This is a genomic window from Pseudomonas palleroniana (genome assembly GCF_022836895.1).
Taxonomy (GTDB): domain Bacteria; phylum Pseudomonadota; class Gammaproteobacteria; order Pseudomonadales; family Pseudomonadaceae; genus Aquipseudomonas; species Aquipseudomonas palleroniana.
The window spans coordinates 5,486,862-5,504,177 of record NZ_CP092411.1 but is presented as its reverse complement, the minus strand read 5'-3'; the positions used below and the strand labels follow the sequence as shown (position 1 = coordinate 5,504,177).

Here is a 17,316-nt window from a genome sequence, read left to right as displayed (position 1 = left end):
GCTATTTTTCAGCGGGCAATCTGCCTGCAGCCTTTTTGAGTGTTGACCCGTGAGTGATTTGAGTCATATCCGCAATTTCTCCATCATCGCCCACATTGACCATGGCAAGTCGACGCTGGCCGATCGATTCATCCAGATGTGCGGCGGCCTCGCCGAGCGTGAAATGGAAGCCCAGGTACTGGATTCCATGGACCTCGAGCGCGAGCGCGGGATCACCATCAAGGCCCACAGCGTTACTTTGTACTACAAGGCCAAAGACGGCATTACCTACCAGCTGAACTTCATCGACACCCCAGGCCATGTCGATTTCACCTACGAAGTCAGCCGTTCCCTGGCGGCCTGCGAAGGTGCCTTGCTGGTGGTTGACGCCGGCCAGGGCGTTGAAGCGCAGTCGGTTGCCAACTGCTACACCGCGATCGAGCAGGGCCTGGAAGTGATGCCCGTGCTGAACAAGATCGACTTGCCCCAGGCCGAGCCTGAGCGCGTCAAGGAAGAGATCGAGAAGATCATCGGCATCGATGCCACCGACGCCGTCACCTGCAGCGCCAAGACCGGCCTGGGTGTCGACGAAGTGCTCGAGCGCCTGGTGCACACCATTCCCGCCCCGACCGGCAACATCGAAGACCCGCTGCAAGCGTTGATCATCGACTCCTGGTTCGACAACTACCTGGGCGTTGTTTCCCTGGTTCGCGTGCGCCACGGCCGCGTGAAGAAGGGCGACAAGATCCTGGTCAAGTCCACCGGCAAGATCCACCTGGTGGACAGCGTCGGTGTATTCAACCCGAAACACACCGCAACCGCTGATCTGAAAGCCGGTGAAGTAGGTTTCATCATCGCCGGTATCAAGGACATTCACGGTGCGCCGGTGGGCGACACCCTGACCTTGAGCAGCACGCCGGACGTCGACGTACTGCCGGGCTTCAAGCGCATTCAGCCACAGGTCTACGCCGGCCTGTTCCCGGTCAGTTCCGACGACTTCGAAGATTTCCGCGAAGCCCTGCAAAAACTGACCCTCAACGACTCGTCGTTGCAGTACACCCCGGAAAGTTCCGACGCCCTGGGCTTCGGCTTCCGTTGCGGCTTCCTGGGCATGCTGCACATGGAGATCATCCAGGAGCGCCTTGAGCGCGAATACGACCTGGACCTGATCACCACTGCGCCAACGGTTATTTTTGAGCTGTTGCTGAAAACCGGTGAAACGATTTACGTCGATAACCCGTCCAAGCTCCCGGATCTGTCGGCGATCGAAGACATGCGCGAGCCTATCGTGCGGGCCAATATCCTGGTTCCGCAGGAGCACTTGGGCAACGTCATCACCTTGTGCATCGAGAAGCGTGGCGTCCAGCGCGACATGCTGTTCCTCGGTACGCAGGTGCAAGTGACCTACGATATGCCGATGAACGAAGTGGTTCTGGACTTCTTCGACCGCCTCAAATCCACCAGTCGCGGCTATGCTTCGCTGGATTACCATTTCGATCGTTACCAATCGGCTAATCTGGTGAAACTGGATGTGCTGATCAACGGCGACAAGGTAGATGCGCTGGCGTTGATCGTGCACAAGGACAACGCGCATTACAAAGGTCGGCAGTTGACCGAGAAGATGAAAGAACTGATTCCGCGCCAGATGTTCGACGTCGCGATCCAGGCCGCCATCGGCGGGCAGATCATTGCGCGGACCTCCGTCAAGGCTCTCAGAAAGAACGTACTGGCCAAATGCTACGGCGGTGACGTAAGCCGTAAGCGCAAGCTGCTTGAGAAGCAAAAAGCCGGTAAAAAACGCATGAAGCAAGTAGGTAACGTGGAAGTTCCACAAGAAGCCTTCCTTGCGGTGCTCAGGTTGGATAGTTAGGTCCTATGTCGCTAAATTTCCCGCTGTTGCTGGTCATCGCCGTTGCCGTTTGCGGTCTCCTGGCGTTGCTCGATCTGGTGTTCTTCGCCCCGCGTCGGCGGGCGGCTATCGCCTCCTATCAGGGCAGCGTCAGCCAGCCCGATGCGGTGGTGGTCGAAAAGCTGAACAAAGAGCCCCTGCTGGTTGAATACGGCAAGTCGTTCTTCCCGGTACTGTTCATCGTGCTGGTGTTGCGCTCGTTCCTGGTGGAGCCGTTTCAGATCCCGTCTGGGTCGATGAAACCTACCCTGGACGTGGGCGACTTCATCCTGGTGAACAAGTTCTCCTACGGGATTCGCCTGCCGGTGATCGACAAGAAAGTCATCCCGGTGGGTGACCCGCAGCGCGGCGATGTGATGGTGTTCCGCTACCCAAGCGACCCGAACGTCAACTACATCAAGCGTGTCGTGGGCCTGCCGGGCGACGTGATCCGCTACACCAGCGACAAGCGTCTGTTCGTCAACGGTGAATCGGTGGCCGAGAAGCTGCTGGGCACCGAGCCGAACACCCTGGGCAGCGCCGAGCTGTACCAGGAAAAGCTCGGTACGGTAGAGCACGAAATCCGCAAGGAAATGAGCCGCTACCGCGCAATGCCTGATGGCCAGTGGAAAGTGCCGGCCGGTCACTACTTCATGATGGGTGACAACCGGGACAACTCCAACGACAGCCGCTACTGGGATGACCCCAGCATTCCCAAGGACCTGCTGGGCATGGTTCCCGACGAGAACATTGTCGGCAAGGCCTTTGCGGTCTGGATGAGTTGGCCGGAACCCAAGCTCAGCCACCTGCCGAACTTCTCGCGGGTCGGGCTGATCAAGTAATACAGACGGCGCTGTTCACACAGCGCCGAATGCTTTTCTGGGGTTGGGACAATCATTGGCCCGGCTTCATGCGACACCAATCAGGATTTGAATTTGAACACTGCGTCAATCGTCGATGGCCGCCGGTGCCACCAACTAGATATGGATAAACCGTGACCGTTTCTCTAAGTCGTCTCGAGCGCCAGCTCGGCTACACCTTCAAGGACCAGGAATTGATGGTCCTTGCCCTCACACACCGCAGCTTTGCAGGGCGTAATAACGAGCGCCTGGAATTCCTCGGTGATGCCATCCTCAACTTCGTTGCCGGTGAGGCGCTGTTCGAGCGTTTCCCCCAAGCCCGTGAAGGCCAGCTGTCACGCCTGCGTGCACGGTTGGTGAAAGGCGAGACCCTGGCGGTACTGGCCCGTGGTTTTGGCCTGGGCGAATACCTGCGCCTGGGTTCCGGTGAATTGAAAAGCGGTGGTTTCCGCCGCGAGTCGATCCTGGCCGATGCCCTTGAGGCGCTGATCGGTGCGATCTACCTCGATGCCGGCATGGAAGCGGCGAAGGAGCGCGTCACTGCCTGGCTGACCTCCGAGATCGAGAGCCTGACGCTGGTCGATACCAACAAAGACCCCAAGACCCGCCTGCAGGAATTCCTGCAGTCGCGCGGTTGCGAACTGCCACGCTACGAAGTGGTGGACATCCAGGGTGAGCCCCATTGCCGCGTATTCTTCGTGGAATGTGAAATCACCTTACTGAACGAAAAAAGCCGAGGCCAGGGTGTGAGCCGTCGTATTGCCGAACAGGTAGCGGCCGCTGCAGCACTGATTGCCCTGGGCGTGGAGAATGGCCATGACTGATTCAACCGCAACACGCTGTGGCTATGTCGCCATCGTTGGACGCCCGAACGTGGGCAAGTCCACGTTGCTGAACCACATCCTGGGCCAGAAGCTCGCGATCACCTCGCGCAAGCCGCAGACTACCCGCCACAACATGCTGGGCATCAAGACCGAAGGCAACGTGCAAGCGGTCTACGTCGACACCCCGGGCATGCACAAAGGTGGCGAGAAAGCCCTCAACCGCTACATGAACAAGACGGCTTCGGCCGCGTTGAAAGACGTCGACGTGGTGATCTTCGTGGTTGACCGCACCAAGTGGACCGACGAAGACCAGATGGTTCTGGAGCGCGTGCAGTATGTCACCGGCCCGTTGATCGTCGCCCTGAACAAGACTGACCGCATCGAAGACAAAGCCGAGCTGATGCCGCACCTGAGCTGGCTGCAGGAACAACTTCCGAGCGCCCAGATCATCCCGATTTCGGCCCAGCACGGGCACAATCTCGATGCGCTGGAGCGTGTGATCGCCGAGCACCTGCCGGAGAACGAGCACTTCTTCCCGGAAGACCAGATCACCGACCGCAGCAGCCGTTTCCTCGCCGCCGAACTGGTGCGCGAGAAAATCATGCGCCAGATGGGCGCCGAGCTGCCGTACCAGATCACCGTGGAAATCGAAGAGTTCAAGCAGCAGGGCAAGACCCTGCATATCCATGCGCTGATCCTCGTCGAGCGTGACGGCCAGAAGAAAATCATCATTGGCGACAAGGGCGAGCGCATCAAGCGCATCGGCACCGAAGCGCGCAAGGACATGGAGTTGCTGTTTGACTCCAAGATCATGCTCAACCTGTGGGTGAAGGTGAAAGGTGGTTGGTCCGATGATGAGCGCGCACTGCGCTCCCTGGGTTACGGCGACCTTTAAGCAGAACACCGCAGGACTGAAAATGTGGGAGGGGGCTTGCTCCCGATGGCGGTGGGTCAGTTAATACATAAGTGACTGACCACCGCCATCGGGAGCAAGCCCCCTCCCACATTCGGTTTGTGCAGTTTTCAAAAAATGCATTCCAGCAGTGAGCCACCATGTCCCAGCCCACCAGCCAACCTGCCTACGTCCTGCACAGCCGCGCCTACCGCGAGACCAGTGCCCTGGTGGACTTCCTCACCCCTCAAGGCCGCCTGCGTGCGGTGTTGCGCAGCGCACGGGGTAAGGCGGGCACATTGGCGCGGCCGTTCGTGGCCCTGGATGTGGAGTTTCGCGGCAAGGGCGAGCTGAAAAACGTCGGCCGCATGGAAAGCCTGGGCACCTCGGCCTGGCTCAATGGCGAAGCGCTGTTCAGCGGCCTCTACCTCAACGAACTGCTGATCCGCCTGCTGCCCGCCGAAGACCCGCACCCGGCCGTTTTCGATCACTACGCCGCCACGCTGTTGGCCCTCGCCGAAGGCCGCCCCCTGGAACCGCTGCTGCGCGCCTTCGAATGGCGGTTGCTGGATGATCTGGGCTACGGCTTCGAGCTCGCCAACGACCTGCACGGAGCACCGATCGCCGCTGATGGCATGTACCGCCTGCAAGTCGACGCCGGCCTTGAGCGCGTGTACCTGCTGCAACCCGGCCTGTTTCAGGGCACTGAGTTGCTGGCCATGAGCGAAGCCGATTGGAGCGCCCCGGGAGCCTTGTCCGCCGCCAAGCGCCTGATGCGCCAGGCCCTGGCCGTGCATCTGGGGGGGCGGCCACTGGTCAGTCGCGAGTTGTTTCGAAAGCCCTGACAACCCCGTGTATGCTGTGCAGCGTTTCTTTCCCTTTTCAGGAGCGCTTCCGTGACCACCAGCAACCGCATTCTTCTTGGCGTCAACATCGACCACGTCGCCACTCTGCGCCAGGCCCGGGGCACCCGTTACCCTGACCCGGTCAAGGCCGCGCTGGACGCTGAAGAAGCGGGCGCCGACGGCATCACCGTGCACCTGCGCGAAGACCGCCGCCATATCCAGGAGCGTGACGTGCTGGTGCTCAAGGATGTGCTGCAAACCCGCATGAACTTCGAAATGGGCGTCACCGAAGAAATGATGCAGTTCGCCGAACGCATCCGCCCGGCGCACATCTGCCTGGTGCCGGAAACTCGCCAGGAACTGACCACCGAAGGCGGCCTCGACGTGGCCGGCCAGGAAGCCCGGATCAAAGCGGCCGTGGAGCGCCTGTCGAAGATCGGCAGCGAAGTCTCACTGTTCATCGACGCCGACGAGCGCCAGATCGAAGCCTCGCGTCGTGTCGGCGCGCCGGCGATTGAACTGCATACCGGCCGTTACGCCGATGCCACCACGCCAACCGAAGTGGCCGAGGAACTGCAACGCATCATTGATGGCGTGAGCTGCGGCCTCAAGGCCGGCCTGATCGTCAATGCCGGCCACGGCCTGCACTATCACAACGTCGAAGCCGTGGCGGCGATCAAGGGCATCAACGAGTTGAACATCGGCCACGCGTTGGTGGCCCATGCGCTGTTCGTCGGTTTCAAAGGCGCCGTGGCCGAGATGAAGGCGCTGATCCTGGCCGCCGCCAAGGCTTGAGATCCAGTGTGGGAGCGGCTTGCTCCCACATGAGAAGTCTTACTGTTTAGACCCCGCCGGTGTATCGTATCTGCCCTTTGCAGGGCTTGGTCCTGCGGCAGATACGTGAGGTTGTTGTGTCCCGATCCTTTTCCCGTCGACAAATCCTGGGTGGCCTCGCCGGCCTTGCCGTAGTGGGCGTGGGGGCCGGTGGTGCCTATCGCTACTGGCTGGGGAAAGTCGCCGAGGCTGAAGCGGGGCATGACTACGAGTTGATCGCTGCGCCCCTGGACGTGGAACTGGTGCCGGGACACAAGACCCAAGCCTGGGCGTTCGGCCCTTCGGCGCCGGGGACCGAGTTGCGCGTGCGCCAGGGCGAATGGCTGCGCGTGCGCTTCATCAACCACCTGCCGGTCGCTACCACGATCCACTGGCATGGTATTCGCCTGCCGCTGGAAATGGACGGCGTGCCGTACGTGTCACAGCTGCCGGTGTTGCCGGGTGAATACTTCGACTACAAATTCCGCGTGCCCGATGCCGGTAGCTACTGGTATCACCCCCACGTGAACAGCAGTGAAGAACTCGGTCGTGGCCTGGTCGGGCCGTTGATCATCGAAGAGCGCGAGCCTACAGGCTTCAAGCACGAACGCACCCTGAGCCTGAAAAGCTGGCACGTGGACGAGGAGGGCGCCTTTGTTGCTTTCAGCGTACCGCGTGAGGCGGCGCGTGGCGGTACTGCCGGGCGTTTGTCGACCATCAATGGCGTCTCCCAGGCGGTGATCGATTTGCCGGCCGGGCAGATTACCCGTGTGCGCTTGCTCAACCTGGATAACACCCTGACCTATCGCCTCAATATTCCCGACGCCGAAGCGCAGATCTACGCCCTGGACGGCAACCCCGTCGAGCCGCGCCCACTGGGCAAGGAGTACTGGTTGGGCCCTGGCATGCGGATTTGCCTGGCGATCAAGGCGCCGCCGGCGGGTGAAGAACTCTCCCTGCGTAACGGCCCGGTGCGCCTCGGTACCTTCCGCTCGGTGGCCAACACCGATGCACCCACCGAATGGCCTGCAGCCTTGCCGGCCAACCCGATCAGCGAGCCGGACCTGGCCAACGCCGAGAAACTCAACTTCAATTTCGAATGGGTGGGCACCGTGTCGGTGGACGACGGTAAACCGCCGAGCCTGTGGCAGATCAACGGCAAGGCTTGGGATATCACCGACAAGACCTGCGCCGACCGCCCGATTGCCAAGTTGGAAAAGGGCAAGAGCTACATTTTCGAATTGAAGAACATGACCCAGTACCAGCATCCGATCCACCTGCACGGCATGAGCTTCAAGGTGATCGCTTCAAACCGCCACAAGGTGATCCCGTACTTCACCGACACCTACCTGCTGGGCAAGAATGAGCGTGCCCGCGTGGCGTTGGTGGCGGATAACCCGGGGGTGTGGATGTTCCACTGCCACGTGATCGACCACATGGAAACCGGCCTGATGGCCGCCATCGAGGTGGCGTAATGCGCCAGATCCGTCCCGCAGCCATTATCGATCGCAGCCGCGACCAGGACTTCATGCGCGAAGCCCTGGCTCTCGCCGCTCAAGGCGCTGCATTGGGTGAAGTGCCGGTAGGCGCGGTGCTGGTGCAGGAGGGTGAAATCATCGGCCGCGGTTTCAACTGCCCCATCAGCGGCAACGACCCCAGTGCCCACGCCGAAATGGTCGCCATCCGCGCCGCCGCGCAGGCGATCAGCAATTATCGGCTGGTCGGCAGTACGCTGTATGTGACCCTGGAGCCGTGCAGCATGTGTGCCGGGCTGATCGTGCACTCGCGCATTGCGCGGGTGGTGTATGGCGCGCTGGAGCCCAAGGCCGGGATTGTGCAGAGCCAGGGGCAGTTTTTCACCCAGGGTTTTCTCAACCATCGGGTGTTGTTTGAAGGGGGCGTGCTGGCCGAGGAATGTGGCACGGTGCTGAGCGAATTCTTCAAGGCCCGCCGAGCCAAGCCATCTCTCTAAACAACCCTGGGGATTAAAAAATGTGGGAGGGGGCTTGCTCCCGATGGCGGCCTGTCAGTCAGTTTATTTATGACTGATGCACCGCTATCGGGAGCAAGCCCCCTCCCACAATTTGATCTCTATTGCTTCAGTGAGTGATCACCGTTATTTCTTGGCGATGATCACCGCCCGCATCGGCGCCGGCAGCCCTTCGATGGTCTTGCTGTGATCATCGGGGTCGAGGAAATCACTCAACGACTGATACTTCATCCACTCCGTGCCACGCTGTTCCTCCACCGTCGTTACGCTGACGTCCACACAGCGCACCTCACTGAACCCGGCCCGTCGCAGCCACAGCATCAACGCCGGTACCGACGGCAGGAACCACACGTTACGCATCTGCGCGTAGCGATCTTCCGGCACCAGCACTTGCTGTTGGTCGCCTTCCACCACCAGGGTTTCCAGGACCAATTCGCCGCCTTTGACCAGGGTGTCTTTCAGCGCCAGCAAATGCTCGATCGGCGAGCGGCGGTGATAAAACACACCCATGGAAAATACCGTATCGAAGCCTTCCAGATTCGCCGGCAGATCTTCGAACGGGAAGGGCAGGTGCCAGGCTTTGGGTTCGGACAAGTAACGCTGCACCGCCTGGAACTGGCAGAAGAACAGCCAGTTAGGGTCCACGCCGATCACGCTGTCAGCCCCGGCACCGAGCATGCGCCACATGTAGTAGCCGTTACCGCAGCCGACATCGAGGATGCGTTTGCCTTTCAAGTTCAGATGCGGCGCCACCCGCGACCACTTCCAGTCCGAGCGCCATTCGGTGTCCACATGCACGCCGAACAGATGGAACGGCCCCTTGCGCCACGGGCTCAGGCCCATCAACGCGGTGCGCATCTGTGCGCGGGTGGCATCGTCGCAGTCGGTGTCGAGTGTCAGTCCATTGATCAGGTCGACTTCGCTGGGCTGGATCTGCGGCAGCGCGTCCAACGCACTCTGCCAACGCTCCAGGTCGCCATGACCCTTTTCCATCTTGCTATCGAGTTGCGCTTGCAGGCCCTGGGCCCATACCGCCAGGGGAGTGCCGACCAAGTGGCGGGCGAGGGGGGACAGATCAATCATGGCAAGGCAATCAACGAGGCAAAGTTAAGACACTGGAACCACGGCGCGACTTTCGAGAACCCGGCGGCCAATAGGCGTTCCCGGTGTTCTTCGAGGCTGTCGGGCTTCATGACGTTTTCGATGGCGCTGCGCTTCTGGGCAATTTCCAGTTCGCTGTAGCCGTTGGCGCGCTTGAACGCGATGTGCAGGTCGGTGAGCAACGCCTGCTCTTCAGGATCATTGAAGCGCAGTTTTTCTGACAGGATCAACGCACCGCCCGGCAGCAGCGACTGGCGGATGCGCGTCAGCAGGCCCAGGCGTTCGGCGGGGTCGATAAATTGCAGGGTGAAGTTCAACGCCACCACCGAGGCCGGCTGGAACTGCAGCGCGAGGATATCGCCCTCGATGACTTCAACCGGCAACAGCTCCTGGAACATCGAGTCCTGGCCATTGAGGTATTCGCGGCAGCGCTCGACCATCGCCGCCGAGTTATCCACCGCGATCACCCGGCAGCCGTCAGTGCGCACATGGCGGCGCAGGGCCTGGGTCACCGCCCCGAGGGACGCGCCCAGGTCGTAGAGCACGCTGTTGGGTTGGGCAAACTGCGCCGCGAGCACGCCGAGGTTCTCGACGATGGTCGGGTAGCCCGGCACCGAGCGCTTGATCATGTCCGGGAACACCCGCACCACGTCCTCGTTAAAGGCGAAGTCCGGCACCTGGGGCAGGGGCTGGGCGAATAGGCGATCGGGTTCTTTGCTCACGGTTGTTCCGGCATTGATGTGGAAAAGGCCGGCATTTTAGCCAAGTTGGCCCGCGTGTGCGCGGGTTGTCTGATGGAAAGCCGAGGCGGTGATGCCCCACTGGCCGAGCCAGTAAGTGACGATCAATAGATAGGGCGCCGCGTCGAACGACACGACGAACCGATTGATGCCGATCAGCGTATCGGAAAACACAAATGACAGCGCTCCCGCAGCCGCCAGCAGTGCCGAGCGTTTTGGCACTTCGCTGCCCAGTCGTGCCAGTGCACGCCAGAGCATGGCGCTGATCACCGTTGCGTAAATCACTACCGGTATCAGCAAATCACCCAGGCCGTGGGCGATCAGGATGCTCAACAGCACGGCGCCCACCCCCAGCGCCAGTATCAATGGCAGCAGCGCCAAGCGGCGGCAGTCGCTGAAATACGCTTTGAGATACGCCAGGTGGGCGAATAGAAATGCACCCAGGCCAAAGATAAACAGGTCGCCCGGCCAGGCGAGCAATACATCGCCTACCAGGGAAAAAATCAGCCCCAGGCTGATCCAGCGTCGATAGTCGGTGGGCGGCGCATCATGCAGCCAACCCAGCAGCGCAAGCACCGGCATGGGTTTGACCAGCAGGCACAACAGTGCCGCGTGAGTGCTCAGGCCGTAGATAAAGGTGCCGGCACCCATCAACGCAAGGATCAGCCAGGGCATATCAGTTCACCGTAATGGCACAGTCGAAGGTCTCAGTGGGTTCGGCTTCCGGCTCCCAAGGCTGCTGGGAGGTCAGGCGCAAACGGCCCTGGCCTGCGGCAAACGCCTGGAAGCGCCAGGTGGATTGGCCGCCGCCGCCGATCACGCCGGATTCCGCGCTGCTGTAGACCTCCGGGCTCAGGGCGCGCAGCACGCCGCCGGCGGAGTCCTGGATGGCCCAGCGGTAACCGGTGGTGGGGTTGCTGGGTAGGGTGAGGATCAGGTTTTGCCCGGATTTAAGCTGGAGCGGGCAGGCGCTTTGGCTGTCCACGGTGACGTTTTGCTTCGGCGCACTGGCACACGCGGCGAGCAGAGCAAAGCTCAGGGGGAGTAGCAGGCGGGCAGCGGTCATGGAGCCTCCGTTCATTTACGACGAACGGCGAGCATAACCGAAGATGAGACAAGGTGTGACAGGCTGCTGTAGTGAGCGGGCTTGCCCCGCGCTGGGTGGCGAAGCCGCCCCAATAAAAACGCCGCATTTCTGCCTGAGAGAATGCGGCGTCTGGTTTTGGGGCGGCTTCGCCCCCCAGCGCGGGGCAAGCCCGCTCACTACGGGATCAGAAGAGTACTTTGGCCACGTCTGCGAAGCGCTTGGCAAAGTGCACCGTCATGCCTTCCTTCAAATACTCCGGCAGCTCTTCAAAGCTCCCGCGATTGGGCTCCGGCAAGATCAGCTCATGAATCTTCTGGCGCCTCGCCGCTATCACCTTCTCGCGCACCCCGCCAATCGGCAGCACGTGCCCGGTCAACGTCAGCTCGCCCGTCATGGCCACGCCTTTTTTCGGCGGCTGGTTACGCGCCAACGACAGCAGCGCACTGGCCATCGTCACGCCCGCACTGGGACCATCTTTCGGCGTGGCGCCTTCCGGTACGTGCAAATGCACGAAGGCTTCGTCGAAGAACTTCGGGTCACCGCCAAACGACTTCAGGTTCGAACTGATGTAGCTATAGGCGATTTCGGCGGACTCCTTCATCACTTCGCCCAGCTGCCCGGTGAGCTTGAAACCGCGATTGAGCGTGTGAATGCGCGTTGCCTCGATCGGCAGGGTCGCGCCGCCCATGCTGGTCCAGGCCAGCCCCGTAATCACGCCGGTGCCGGACAGCACTTGCTCGTTACGGAACACCGGCATACCCAAGGCACTTTCCAGGTCCTTGTTGCCGATCTTGATCACCGAGTCCGGTTCATCCAGCAGCTTGACCACCGCCTTGCGCACCAATTTGCCCAGTTGCTTCTCCAACTGGCGCACCCCGGCCTCTCGCGCATAACCGTCGATCAACGCGCGCAGGGCACCGTCGCTGATGGTCAGGCTGGTTTTCGCCACGCCGGCTTTTTCCAACTGCTTGGGCCACAGGTGGCGCTTGGCGATGGCGACTTTTTCTTCGGTGATATAGCCCGACAGGCGGATCACTTCCATCCGGTCCAGCAATGGGCCGGGGATCGAGTCCAGGGTGTTGGCGGTGCACACGAACAGCACCTTGGACAGGTCCAGGCGCAGGTCCAGGTAGTGGTCGAGAAATTCGACGTTCTGTTCCGGGTCGAGGGTTTCCAGCAGGGCCGAAGCCGGATCGCCCTGGAAGCTCTGGCCCATCTTGTCGATCTCGTCGAGCATGATCACCGGGTTCATCACTTCCACATCTTTCAGTGCCTGCACCAGCTTGCCCGGCAGGGCGCCGATGTAGGTACGGCGGTGGCCCTTGATCTCGGCTTCGTCGCGCATGCCGCCGACGCTGAAACGGTAGAACGGCCGACCCAGGGACTCGGCGATGGATTTACCCACGCTGGTCTTGCCCACGCCCGGCGGGCCCACCAGCAGCACGATGGAGCCGGCGACCTCGCCTTTATAGGCACCCACCGCGAGAAATTCGAGGATGCGGCTCTTGATGTCATCCAGGCCGGCGTGGTGCTTGTCCAGCACCTTGCGTGCGTGTTTGAGGTCGAGCTTGTCCTCGCCATACACGCCCCACGGCACCGAGGTCGCCCAGTCCAGATAGTTGCGCGTGACCGCGTATTCGGGCGAGCCGGTTTCCAGGATCGACAGCTTGTTCATTTCTTCGCTGATGCGTTTCTGTGCCTGGGTCGGCAGCACTTTGCCCTCCAGGCGCTGCTCGAACTGCTCGACGTCCGCACTGCGGTCATCCTTGGTCAGGCCCAGCTCTTGCTGGATGACTTTGAGCTGTTCCTTGAGGAAGAACTCGCGCTGGTGCTCGCCGATCTTGCGGTTCACTTCGGCTGAAAGTTCTTTTTGCAGGCGCGCGACTTCTACCTCTTTGCGCAGCATCGGCAGCACTTTTTCCATGCGTTTGAGCATGGGGACGCAGTCCAGCACTTCCTGCAACTCATTACCGGTGGCCGAGGTCAGCGCGGCGGCGAAGTCGGTGAGCGGTGACGGGTCGTTGGGGCTGAAGCGGTTGAGGTAGTTTTTCAACTCTTCGCTGTACAGCGGGTTGAGCGGCAGCAGTTCCTTGATCGCATTGATCAGCGCCATGCCATAGGCCTTGACCTCGTCGGTCGGCTCGCTGGGCTGATGCGGGTATTCGACTTCCACCAGGTACGGTGGGCGGTGGTGCTTGAGCCAGGTCTTGATGCGCACACGGGTCAGGCCCTGGGCCACGAATTGCAGCTTGCCGTTCTCGCGGCTGGCGTGGTGCACCTTCACCAGGGTGCCGTACAGCGGCAGGCTGGAGGTATCGAAGTGACGGGGATCTTCGGGCGGTGTGTCCATGAAGAACAGGGCCAGGGAATGGTGGTCGGATTTGCTCACCAGCTCCAGGGTTTCGGCCCACGGCTCTTCATTGACGATCACCGGCAACACTTGCGCCGGGAAGAACGGGCGGTTGTGGATCGGAATGATGTAGACCTTGTCCGGCAGGTTCTGCCCAGGCAGGGCCAGGCCGGTGTTGGAAGACGGCGTTTCTGCGTTTTCGGGGTCGGCGTAGTCGTTGATATCGTAATCAGGGAATGCTTGCTGGTCGCTCATGGGGCACCTGCATCAGTAAGTATGCAGGTTAGATGGGGCGGGACCGTGGTGGTTTCAATGGCCGCGAGCACTTAGCAACAAATTGCATGAAATTCCTGCGGTGACTCGGCCGATGGCGTCAGCTGATTTTGTGCAGGTAAGAGGGCAATGGCTGCTCGGGCAGCACCGACAACACTTTCAAACGCTGCAACATCCGCTGGCGTGCGCGTTGCAGATGTTCACGCAGGTTCAGTGCCGCCGCATCAAACGCACCGTGCAGCAGCAATTCCAGAATCAACCGGTGTTCGGCCAACATCGCAGGGTCGGCACCAATGCCCAGTAAACGGTAAAAAATCCGACTGATGATCATCGGGCTCTGGCCCTGGCGGATCAGCGCGGCAATCTTGCGGTTTTGCAGGCCGGCCAGGCAGTGCTGGTGCAAGTCCTCTTCGATCTGTTCGATGGCTTCCAGGCTGCAGTGGGGGTTGTCCTGGGCGTCCAGCACGCGCTGCAGCATCGTTTCAAGCCGCTCGCGATCGAGGTGAGGGGCGCTCTGGCGCAGGGCTTCGGGTTCCAGGCAGGCGCGCAGTTCGTAGTCTTCGGTGACTTCGCGTGCGGTCAAAGGCCCCGCCAGCCATTGCGAGTAGGGCTCCTTCTCGACCAAGCCACGGTCGCGCAGGCGCATCAGCGCTTCACGCACCACGGCTCGGCTGACGCCGTAGTGGTCGGCGGCGGCTTGTTCGTCCAGGCGGTAATGGCCGAAGGCGATGCACGTGGAGAGCGCCGCACCGATTTCCTCGACGATGCGCTCGCCCAGTGGCCGAGTGTCCACCAGCTCCACTTCGCCATTGAGCCCCAGGTGCGCATGGCTCAAGGGCAGGCGCAGGGGCTCCATGGCCAGGCCTTCGGGGTTGATCAGGTAGCCGCGACCGTTGAAGCGGCAGATCAAACCTTCGGCGTGCAGCAGGTCCAGCGCCTTGCGCACCGGTACGCGACTGGTGCCGAACAATTCGGCCAGTGGCGCTTCCAGCAGGACCAGCCCATGGCGGGCGGTACCGCTGACGATCGCGTCGCGCAACACTTGATGAATCATCGCGTAGCGGGAGGCCGAGGCGGACACTGCTTTCATCGCGTTCTCTGGTCAGGTAGGACGGTGGCCGGGGATTCTCTCACAGTTGCGCCTGTCACTCTGTACCCCGGCAAAGGCACTTTTCTGGGGCCGTTACGGCAGGCATGTTACTTTTCTGCACCAAAATGTACTTATTGATAAAAGATACATTATTAGGGTCGCGGGTTGTCCCGGCGGTCTCCTTTGGGTTTTCTATCGGATGCCAGCCCCTCTATCCCGTAGCTATTAGAGATAAACCAGACTGGCATACACAAGTCACCCGCTAAGACTGGCACGGAAACTGCTTTTGTAAAATGTACATTTTATTAATAAGTACGTTTTATAGAGGGTCGTCACTGTGTCAGACGCCACTTCAATGGCTGAGGCTTTCGCCAGCGGCCGCAGCGATCCGGTAGAGGTGCTCGAACAGGTGCTGGTCCATGCGAGCATGGCCCCCAGCGTGTTTATCGGCCTGAGCGCCGAACGTGCCCGCCGCGAGGCCGAAGCGGCCGCCGCTCGCTGGCGCGCCGGCCAACCCTTGAGCGTATTCGATGGCGTGCCCCTGGCCTGGAAGGATCTGTTCGATGTGGCCGGTAGCGTCACCACCGCCGGTGCCGCCTACCGTCGTACGGCACCGGCCGCCTTGCTCGATGCCCCGAGCGTGGGGCTGCTGTGCCGTGCCGGGATGGTCAGCGTGGGCAAGACCAACCTCAGCGAGCTGGCCTATTCCGGCCTGGGCCTGAACCCGCATTTCGGCACGCCGTACAATCCCCATGGCACCGACCGGCCGCGCATTCCTGGCGGCTCGTCTTCAGGTTCGGCGGTGGCCGTCGCCGCCGGGATCGTGCCGATCGCCATGGGCACCGACACCGCAGGGTCGATCCGCATTCCCGCGGCCTTCAATGGGGTGGTGGGTTACCGCGCCAGCAGCCGTCGCTACAGCCGCGACGGTGTGTTCCCGCTGGCCCGCACCCTCGACAGCCTCGGCCCGTTGACCCGCAGCGTGCGCGACGCGCTTGCCATCGATGACCTGCTCAACGGGCGTACGCAGTTGCACACTCCGCGCAGCCTCAAGGGCCAGCGTTTTGTACTGGAGCAGGGCGCACTGGACGGCATTGAGCCCGCCGTGCGCAATAACCTGCTGCGTGCGACGGATCAATTGAAAACCGCCGGGGCGCTGATCTGCGTGCGCCCGTGCATCGCGTTCCAGGCCACGCTGGACCTGATCCGGGACCACGGCTGGCTCGGCTCATTCGAAGCGTTCGCCCTGCATCAAGCCTTGCTCGACAGCGCCGATGCCGAGCAACTCGACCCCCGCGTACGCCGCCGCCTCGAAGCTGCGCGCGCGTTGCCGGCCAGCCAGTTGATCCACCTGCTCGATGCGCGTCGGCAATTGCAGCAACAGCTGAGCGACGACCTCGACGGCGCCATCCTGATCACGCCCACCGTTGCCCATGTGGCCCCCGCGCTGGCGCCGCTGGAGGCCGACGACGCGCTGTTCGTGCAGACCAACCTCGCCACCCTGCGCCTGACCATGCCCGGCAGCTTGCTGGATATGCCCGGCGTCACCCTGCCCAGCGGTCGCGACGCCCAGGGCTTGCCCACCGGGCTGCTGCTCAGCGCGCCGATGGGCGAAGACGCACGCTTGTTGCGGGCCGCGTTGTCCGTCGAATCCGTACTGACTATTTAAGGAGACACACCATGGCTAAAGACATCCTTTGTGCATTTGGCGTCGACGTTGACGCCGTCGCCGGCTGGCTCGGTTCCTATGGCGGCGAAGATTCGCCGGATGACATCTCCCGTGGCCTGTTCGCGGGAGAGGTCGGTGCGCCGCGCCTGCTCAAATTGTTCGAGCGCTACGGTTTGCGCACCACCTGGTTTATCCCCGGTCACTCGATGGAAACCTTTCCCGAGCAGATGAAGGCCGTGGCCGACGCCGGCCATGAAATCGGCGTGCACGGCTACAGCCATGAAAACCCCATCGCGATGACCGCCGAGCAGGAAGAAATCGTCCTGGACAAGTCCATCGAACTGATCACCCAAGTCACCGGCAAACGCCCCACCGGCTACGTCGCACCCTGGTGGGAATTCAGCAAGGTCACCAACGAGTTGCTGTTGAAAAAAGGCATCAAGTACGACCACAGCCTGATGCACAACGACTTCCACCCTTACTACGTGCGCAAGGGCGACAGCTGGACCAAGATCGACTACAGCCAGCACCCCGACACCTGGATGAAACCCCTGGTGCGCGGCGAAGAAACCGATCTGGTGGAGATCCCGGCCAACTGGTACCTCGACGACCTGCCGCCGATGATGTTCATCAAAAAAGCCCCCAACAGCCACGGCTTCGTCAACCCGCGTCACCTGGAAGAAATGTGGCGCGACCAGTTCGACTGGGTCTACCGCGAACACGAACACGCCGTGTTCACCATGACCATCCACCCCGACGTGTCCGGTCGCCCGCAAGTGTTGTTGATGCTTGAGCGTTTGATCGAGCACATCCAGAGCCATGCCGGCGTGCGCTTCGTCACCTTCGACGAAATCGCCGACGACTTTATCCGCCGCCAACCGCGTACCTGACCCTACAGGATGCGTTCGACCCCCC

The 17,316-nt window shown here is 61.4% G+C and carries 16 protein-coding genes; 10 read left to right on the top strand and 6 right to left on the bottom strand.

From position 1 onward, the window contains the following. The first annotated feature begins 49 nt into the window (after positions 1 to 49). The 8 genes from lepA to tadA all read left to right on the top strand — a co-directional run bounded on the left by lepA (position 50) and on the right by tadA (position 8,073). The gene (gene lepA, locus MJP36_RS24725) at positions 50 to 1,849 is read left to right on the top strand and encodes a translation elongation factor 4 (protein ID WP_090366560.1); all 1,800 of its coding nucleotides are present in this window, start codon (positions 50 to 52) and stop codon (positions 1,847 to 1,849) included. Positions 1,850 to 1,854: 5 nt separating this feature from the next. Further along, a complete protein-coding gene (gene lepB / locus MJP36_RS24720; protein WP_060754982.1) occupies positions 1,855 to 2,709 on the top strand; it encodes a signal peptidase I in 855 nt (284 codons plus the stop codon). 152 nt (positions 2,710 to 2,861) lie between these two features. Next, positions 2,862 to 3,551, top strand: a complete 690-nt coding sequence (gene rnc, locus MJP36_RS24715; protein WP_033902449.1) for a ribonuclease III — start codon at positions 2,862 to 2,864, stop codon at positions 3,549 to 3,551. Beyond that, a complete protein-coding gene (gene era, locus MJP36_RS24710) occupies positions 3,544 to 4,446 on the top strand; it encodes a GTPase Era (protein WP_244384233.1) in 903 nt (300 codons plus the stop codon). Before rnc ends, era begins: the two co-directional genes overlap by 8 nt. A 158-nt stretch (positions 4,447 to 4,604) precedes the next feature. Next, entirely contained in the window at positions 4,605 to 5,288 is a 684-nt protein-coding gene (recO, locus tag MJP36_RS24705; RefSeq protein WP_060754486.1) for a DNA repair protein RecO, read from the top strand. Between the two features lie 51 nt (positions 5,289 to 5,339). Next, on the top strand, positions 5,340 to 6,083 hold the full coding sequence (pdxJ, locus tag MJP36_RS24700; protein WP_060754485.1) for a pyridoxine 5'-phosphate synthase: 744 nt from the start codon (positions 5,340 to 5,342) through the stop codon (positions 6,081 to 6,083). Positions 6,084 to 6,199: 116 nt separating this feature from the next. Then, a complete protein-coding gene (locus tag MJP36_RS24695) occupies positions 6,200 to 7,576 on the top strand; it encodes a multicopper oxidase family protein (RefSeq protein ID WP_104996208.1) in 1,377 nt (458 codons plus the stop codon). After that, positions 7,576 to 8,073 carry a tRNA adenosine(34) deaminase TadA gene (tadA, locus tag MJP36_RS24690; RefSeq protein WP_060754484.1) on the top strand — a complete coding sequence of 166 codons (498 nt, stop codon included), beginning with the start codon at positions 7,576 to 7,578 and terminating at the stop codon, positions 8,071 to 8,073. The genes MJP36_RS24695 and tadA overlap by 1 nt, the downstream gene beginning before the upstream one ends. A gap of 144 nt (positions 8,074 to 8,217) precedes the next feature. Here tadA and cmoB read toward each other — a convergent pair whose 3' ends face one another. The 6 genes from cmoB to MJP36_RS24660 form a co-directional block, all read right to left on the bottom strand. Continuing rightward, entirely contained in the window at positions 8,218 to 9,174 is a 957-nt protein-coding gene (cmoB, locus tag MJP36_RS24685) for a tRNA 5-methoxyuridine(34)/uridine 5-oxyacetic acid(34) synthase CmoB (RefSeq protein ID WP_060754483.1), read from the bottom strand. Next, the gene (gene cmoA / locus MJP36_RS24680; protein ID WP_244384229.1) at positions 9,171 to 9,914 is read right to left on the bottom strand and encodes a carboxy-S-adenosyl-L-methionine synthase CmoA; all 744 of its coding nucleotides are present in this window, start codon (positions 9,912 to 9,914) and stop codon (positions 9,171 to 9,173) included. The genes cmoB and cmoA overlap by 4 nt, the downstream gene beginning before the upstream one ends. Before the next feature lie 36 nt (positions 9,915 to 9,950). After that, positions 9,951 to 10,607 carry a lysoplasmalogenase gene (locus tag MJP36_RS24675; protein ID WP_060754481.1) on the bottom strand — a complete coding sequence of 219 codons (657 nt, stop codon included), beginning with the start codon at positions 10,605 to 10,607 and terminating at the stop codon, positions 9,951 to 9,953. A 1-nt stretch (position 10,608) separates the two neighbouring features. Next, on the bottom strand, positions 10,609 to 10,998 hold the full coding sequence (locus MJP36_RS24670; protein WP_090366553.1) for a protease inhibitor I42 family protein: 390 nt from the start codon (positions 10,996 to 10,998) through the stop codon (positions 10,609 to 10,611). Between the two features lie 205 nt (positions 10,999 to 11,203). Beyond that, positions 11,204 to 13,624 carry an endopeptidase La gene (lon, locus tag MJP36_RS24665; protein ID WP_090366551.1) on the bottom strand — a complete coding sequence of 807 codons (2,421 nt, stop codon included), beginning with the start codon at positions 13,622 to 13,624 and terminating at the stop codon, positions 11,204 to 11,206. A gap of 118 nt (positions 13,625 to 13,742) precedes the next feature. Next, complete coding sequence (locus MJP36_RS24660) at positions 13,743 to 14,732, bottom strand: GntR family transcriptional regulator (protein ID WP_244384225.1); 990 nt, start codon at positions 14,730 to 14,732, stop codon at positions 13,743 to 13,745. A 355-nt stretch (positions 14,733 to 15,087) separates the two neighbouring features. Here MJP36_RS24660 and MJP36_RS24655 point away from each other — a divergent pair, with 355 nt between their 5' ends. Together MJP36_RS24655 and MJP36_RS24650 are read left to right on the top strand one after the other, a co-directional pair. Continuing rightward, on the top strand, positions 15,088 to 16,401 hold the full coding sequence (locus tag MJP36_RS24655; protein WP_244384224.1) for an amidase: 1,314 nt from the start codon (positions 15,088 to 15,090) through the stop codon (positions 16,399 to 16,401). Positions 16,402 to 16,412: 11 nt separating this feature from the next. Beyond that, complete coding sequence (locus MJP36_RS24650; protein WP_010212857.1) at positions 16,413 to 17,291, top strand: polysaccharide deacetylase family protein; 879 nt, start codon at positions 16,413 to 16,415, stop codon at positions 17,289 to 17,291. Positions 17,292 to 17,316 lie beyond the last annotated feature (25 nt).

Coding starts and splice junctions, on each gene's coding strand:
- MJP36_RS24650 (WP_010212857.1), top strand. CDS start 16,413: ATGGCTAAAGACATCCTTTGTGCATTTGGCGTCGACGTTGACGCCGTC.
- era (WP_244384233.1), top strand. CDS start 3,544: ATGACTGATTCAACCGCAACACGCTGTGGCTATGTCGCCATCGTTGGA.
- MJP36_RS24675 (WP_060754481.1), bottom strand. CDS start 10,607: ATGCCCTGGCTGATCCTTGCGTTGATGGGTGCCGGCACCTTTATCTAC.
- MJP36_RS24670 (WP_090366553.1), bottom strand. CDS start 10,998: ATGACCGCTGCCCGCCTGCTACTCCCCCTGAGCTTTGCTCTGCTCGCC.
- lon (WP_090366551.1), bottom strand. CDS start 13,624: ATGAGCGACCAGCAAGCATTCCCTGATTACGATATCAACGACTACGCC.
- cmoB (WP_060754483.1), bottom strand. CDS start 9,174: ATGATTGATCTGTCCCCCCTCGCCCGCCACTTGGTCGGCACTCCCCTG.
- lepB (WP_060754982.1), top strand. CDS start 1,855: ATGTCGCTAAATTTCCCGCTGTTGCTGGTCATCGCCGTTGCCGTTTGC.
- tadA (WP_060754484.1), top strand. CDS start 7,576: ATGCGCCAGATCCGTCCCGCAGCCATTATCGATCGCAGCCGCGACCAG.
- MJP36_RS24660 (WP_244384225.1), bottom strand. CDS start 14,732: ATGAAAGCAGTGTCCGCCTCGGCCTCCCGCTACGCGATGATTCATCAA.
- MJP36_RS24655 (WP_244384224.1), top strand. CDS start 15,088: ATGGCTGAGGCTTTCGCCAGCGGCCGCAGCGATCCGGTAGAGGTGCTC.
- recO (WP_060754486.1), top strand. CDS start 4,605: ATGTCCCAGCCCACCAGCCAACCTGCCTACGTCCTGCACAGCCGCGCC.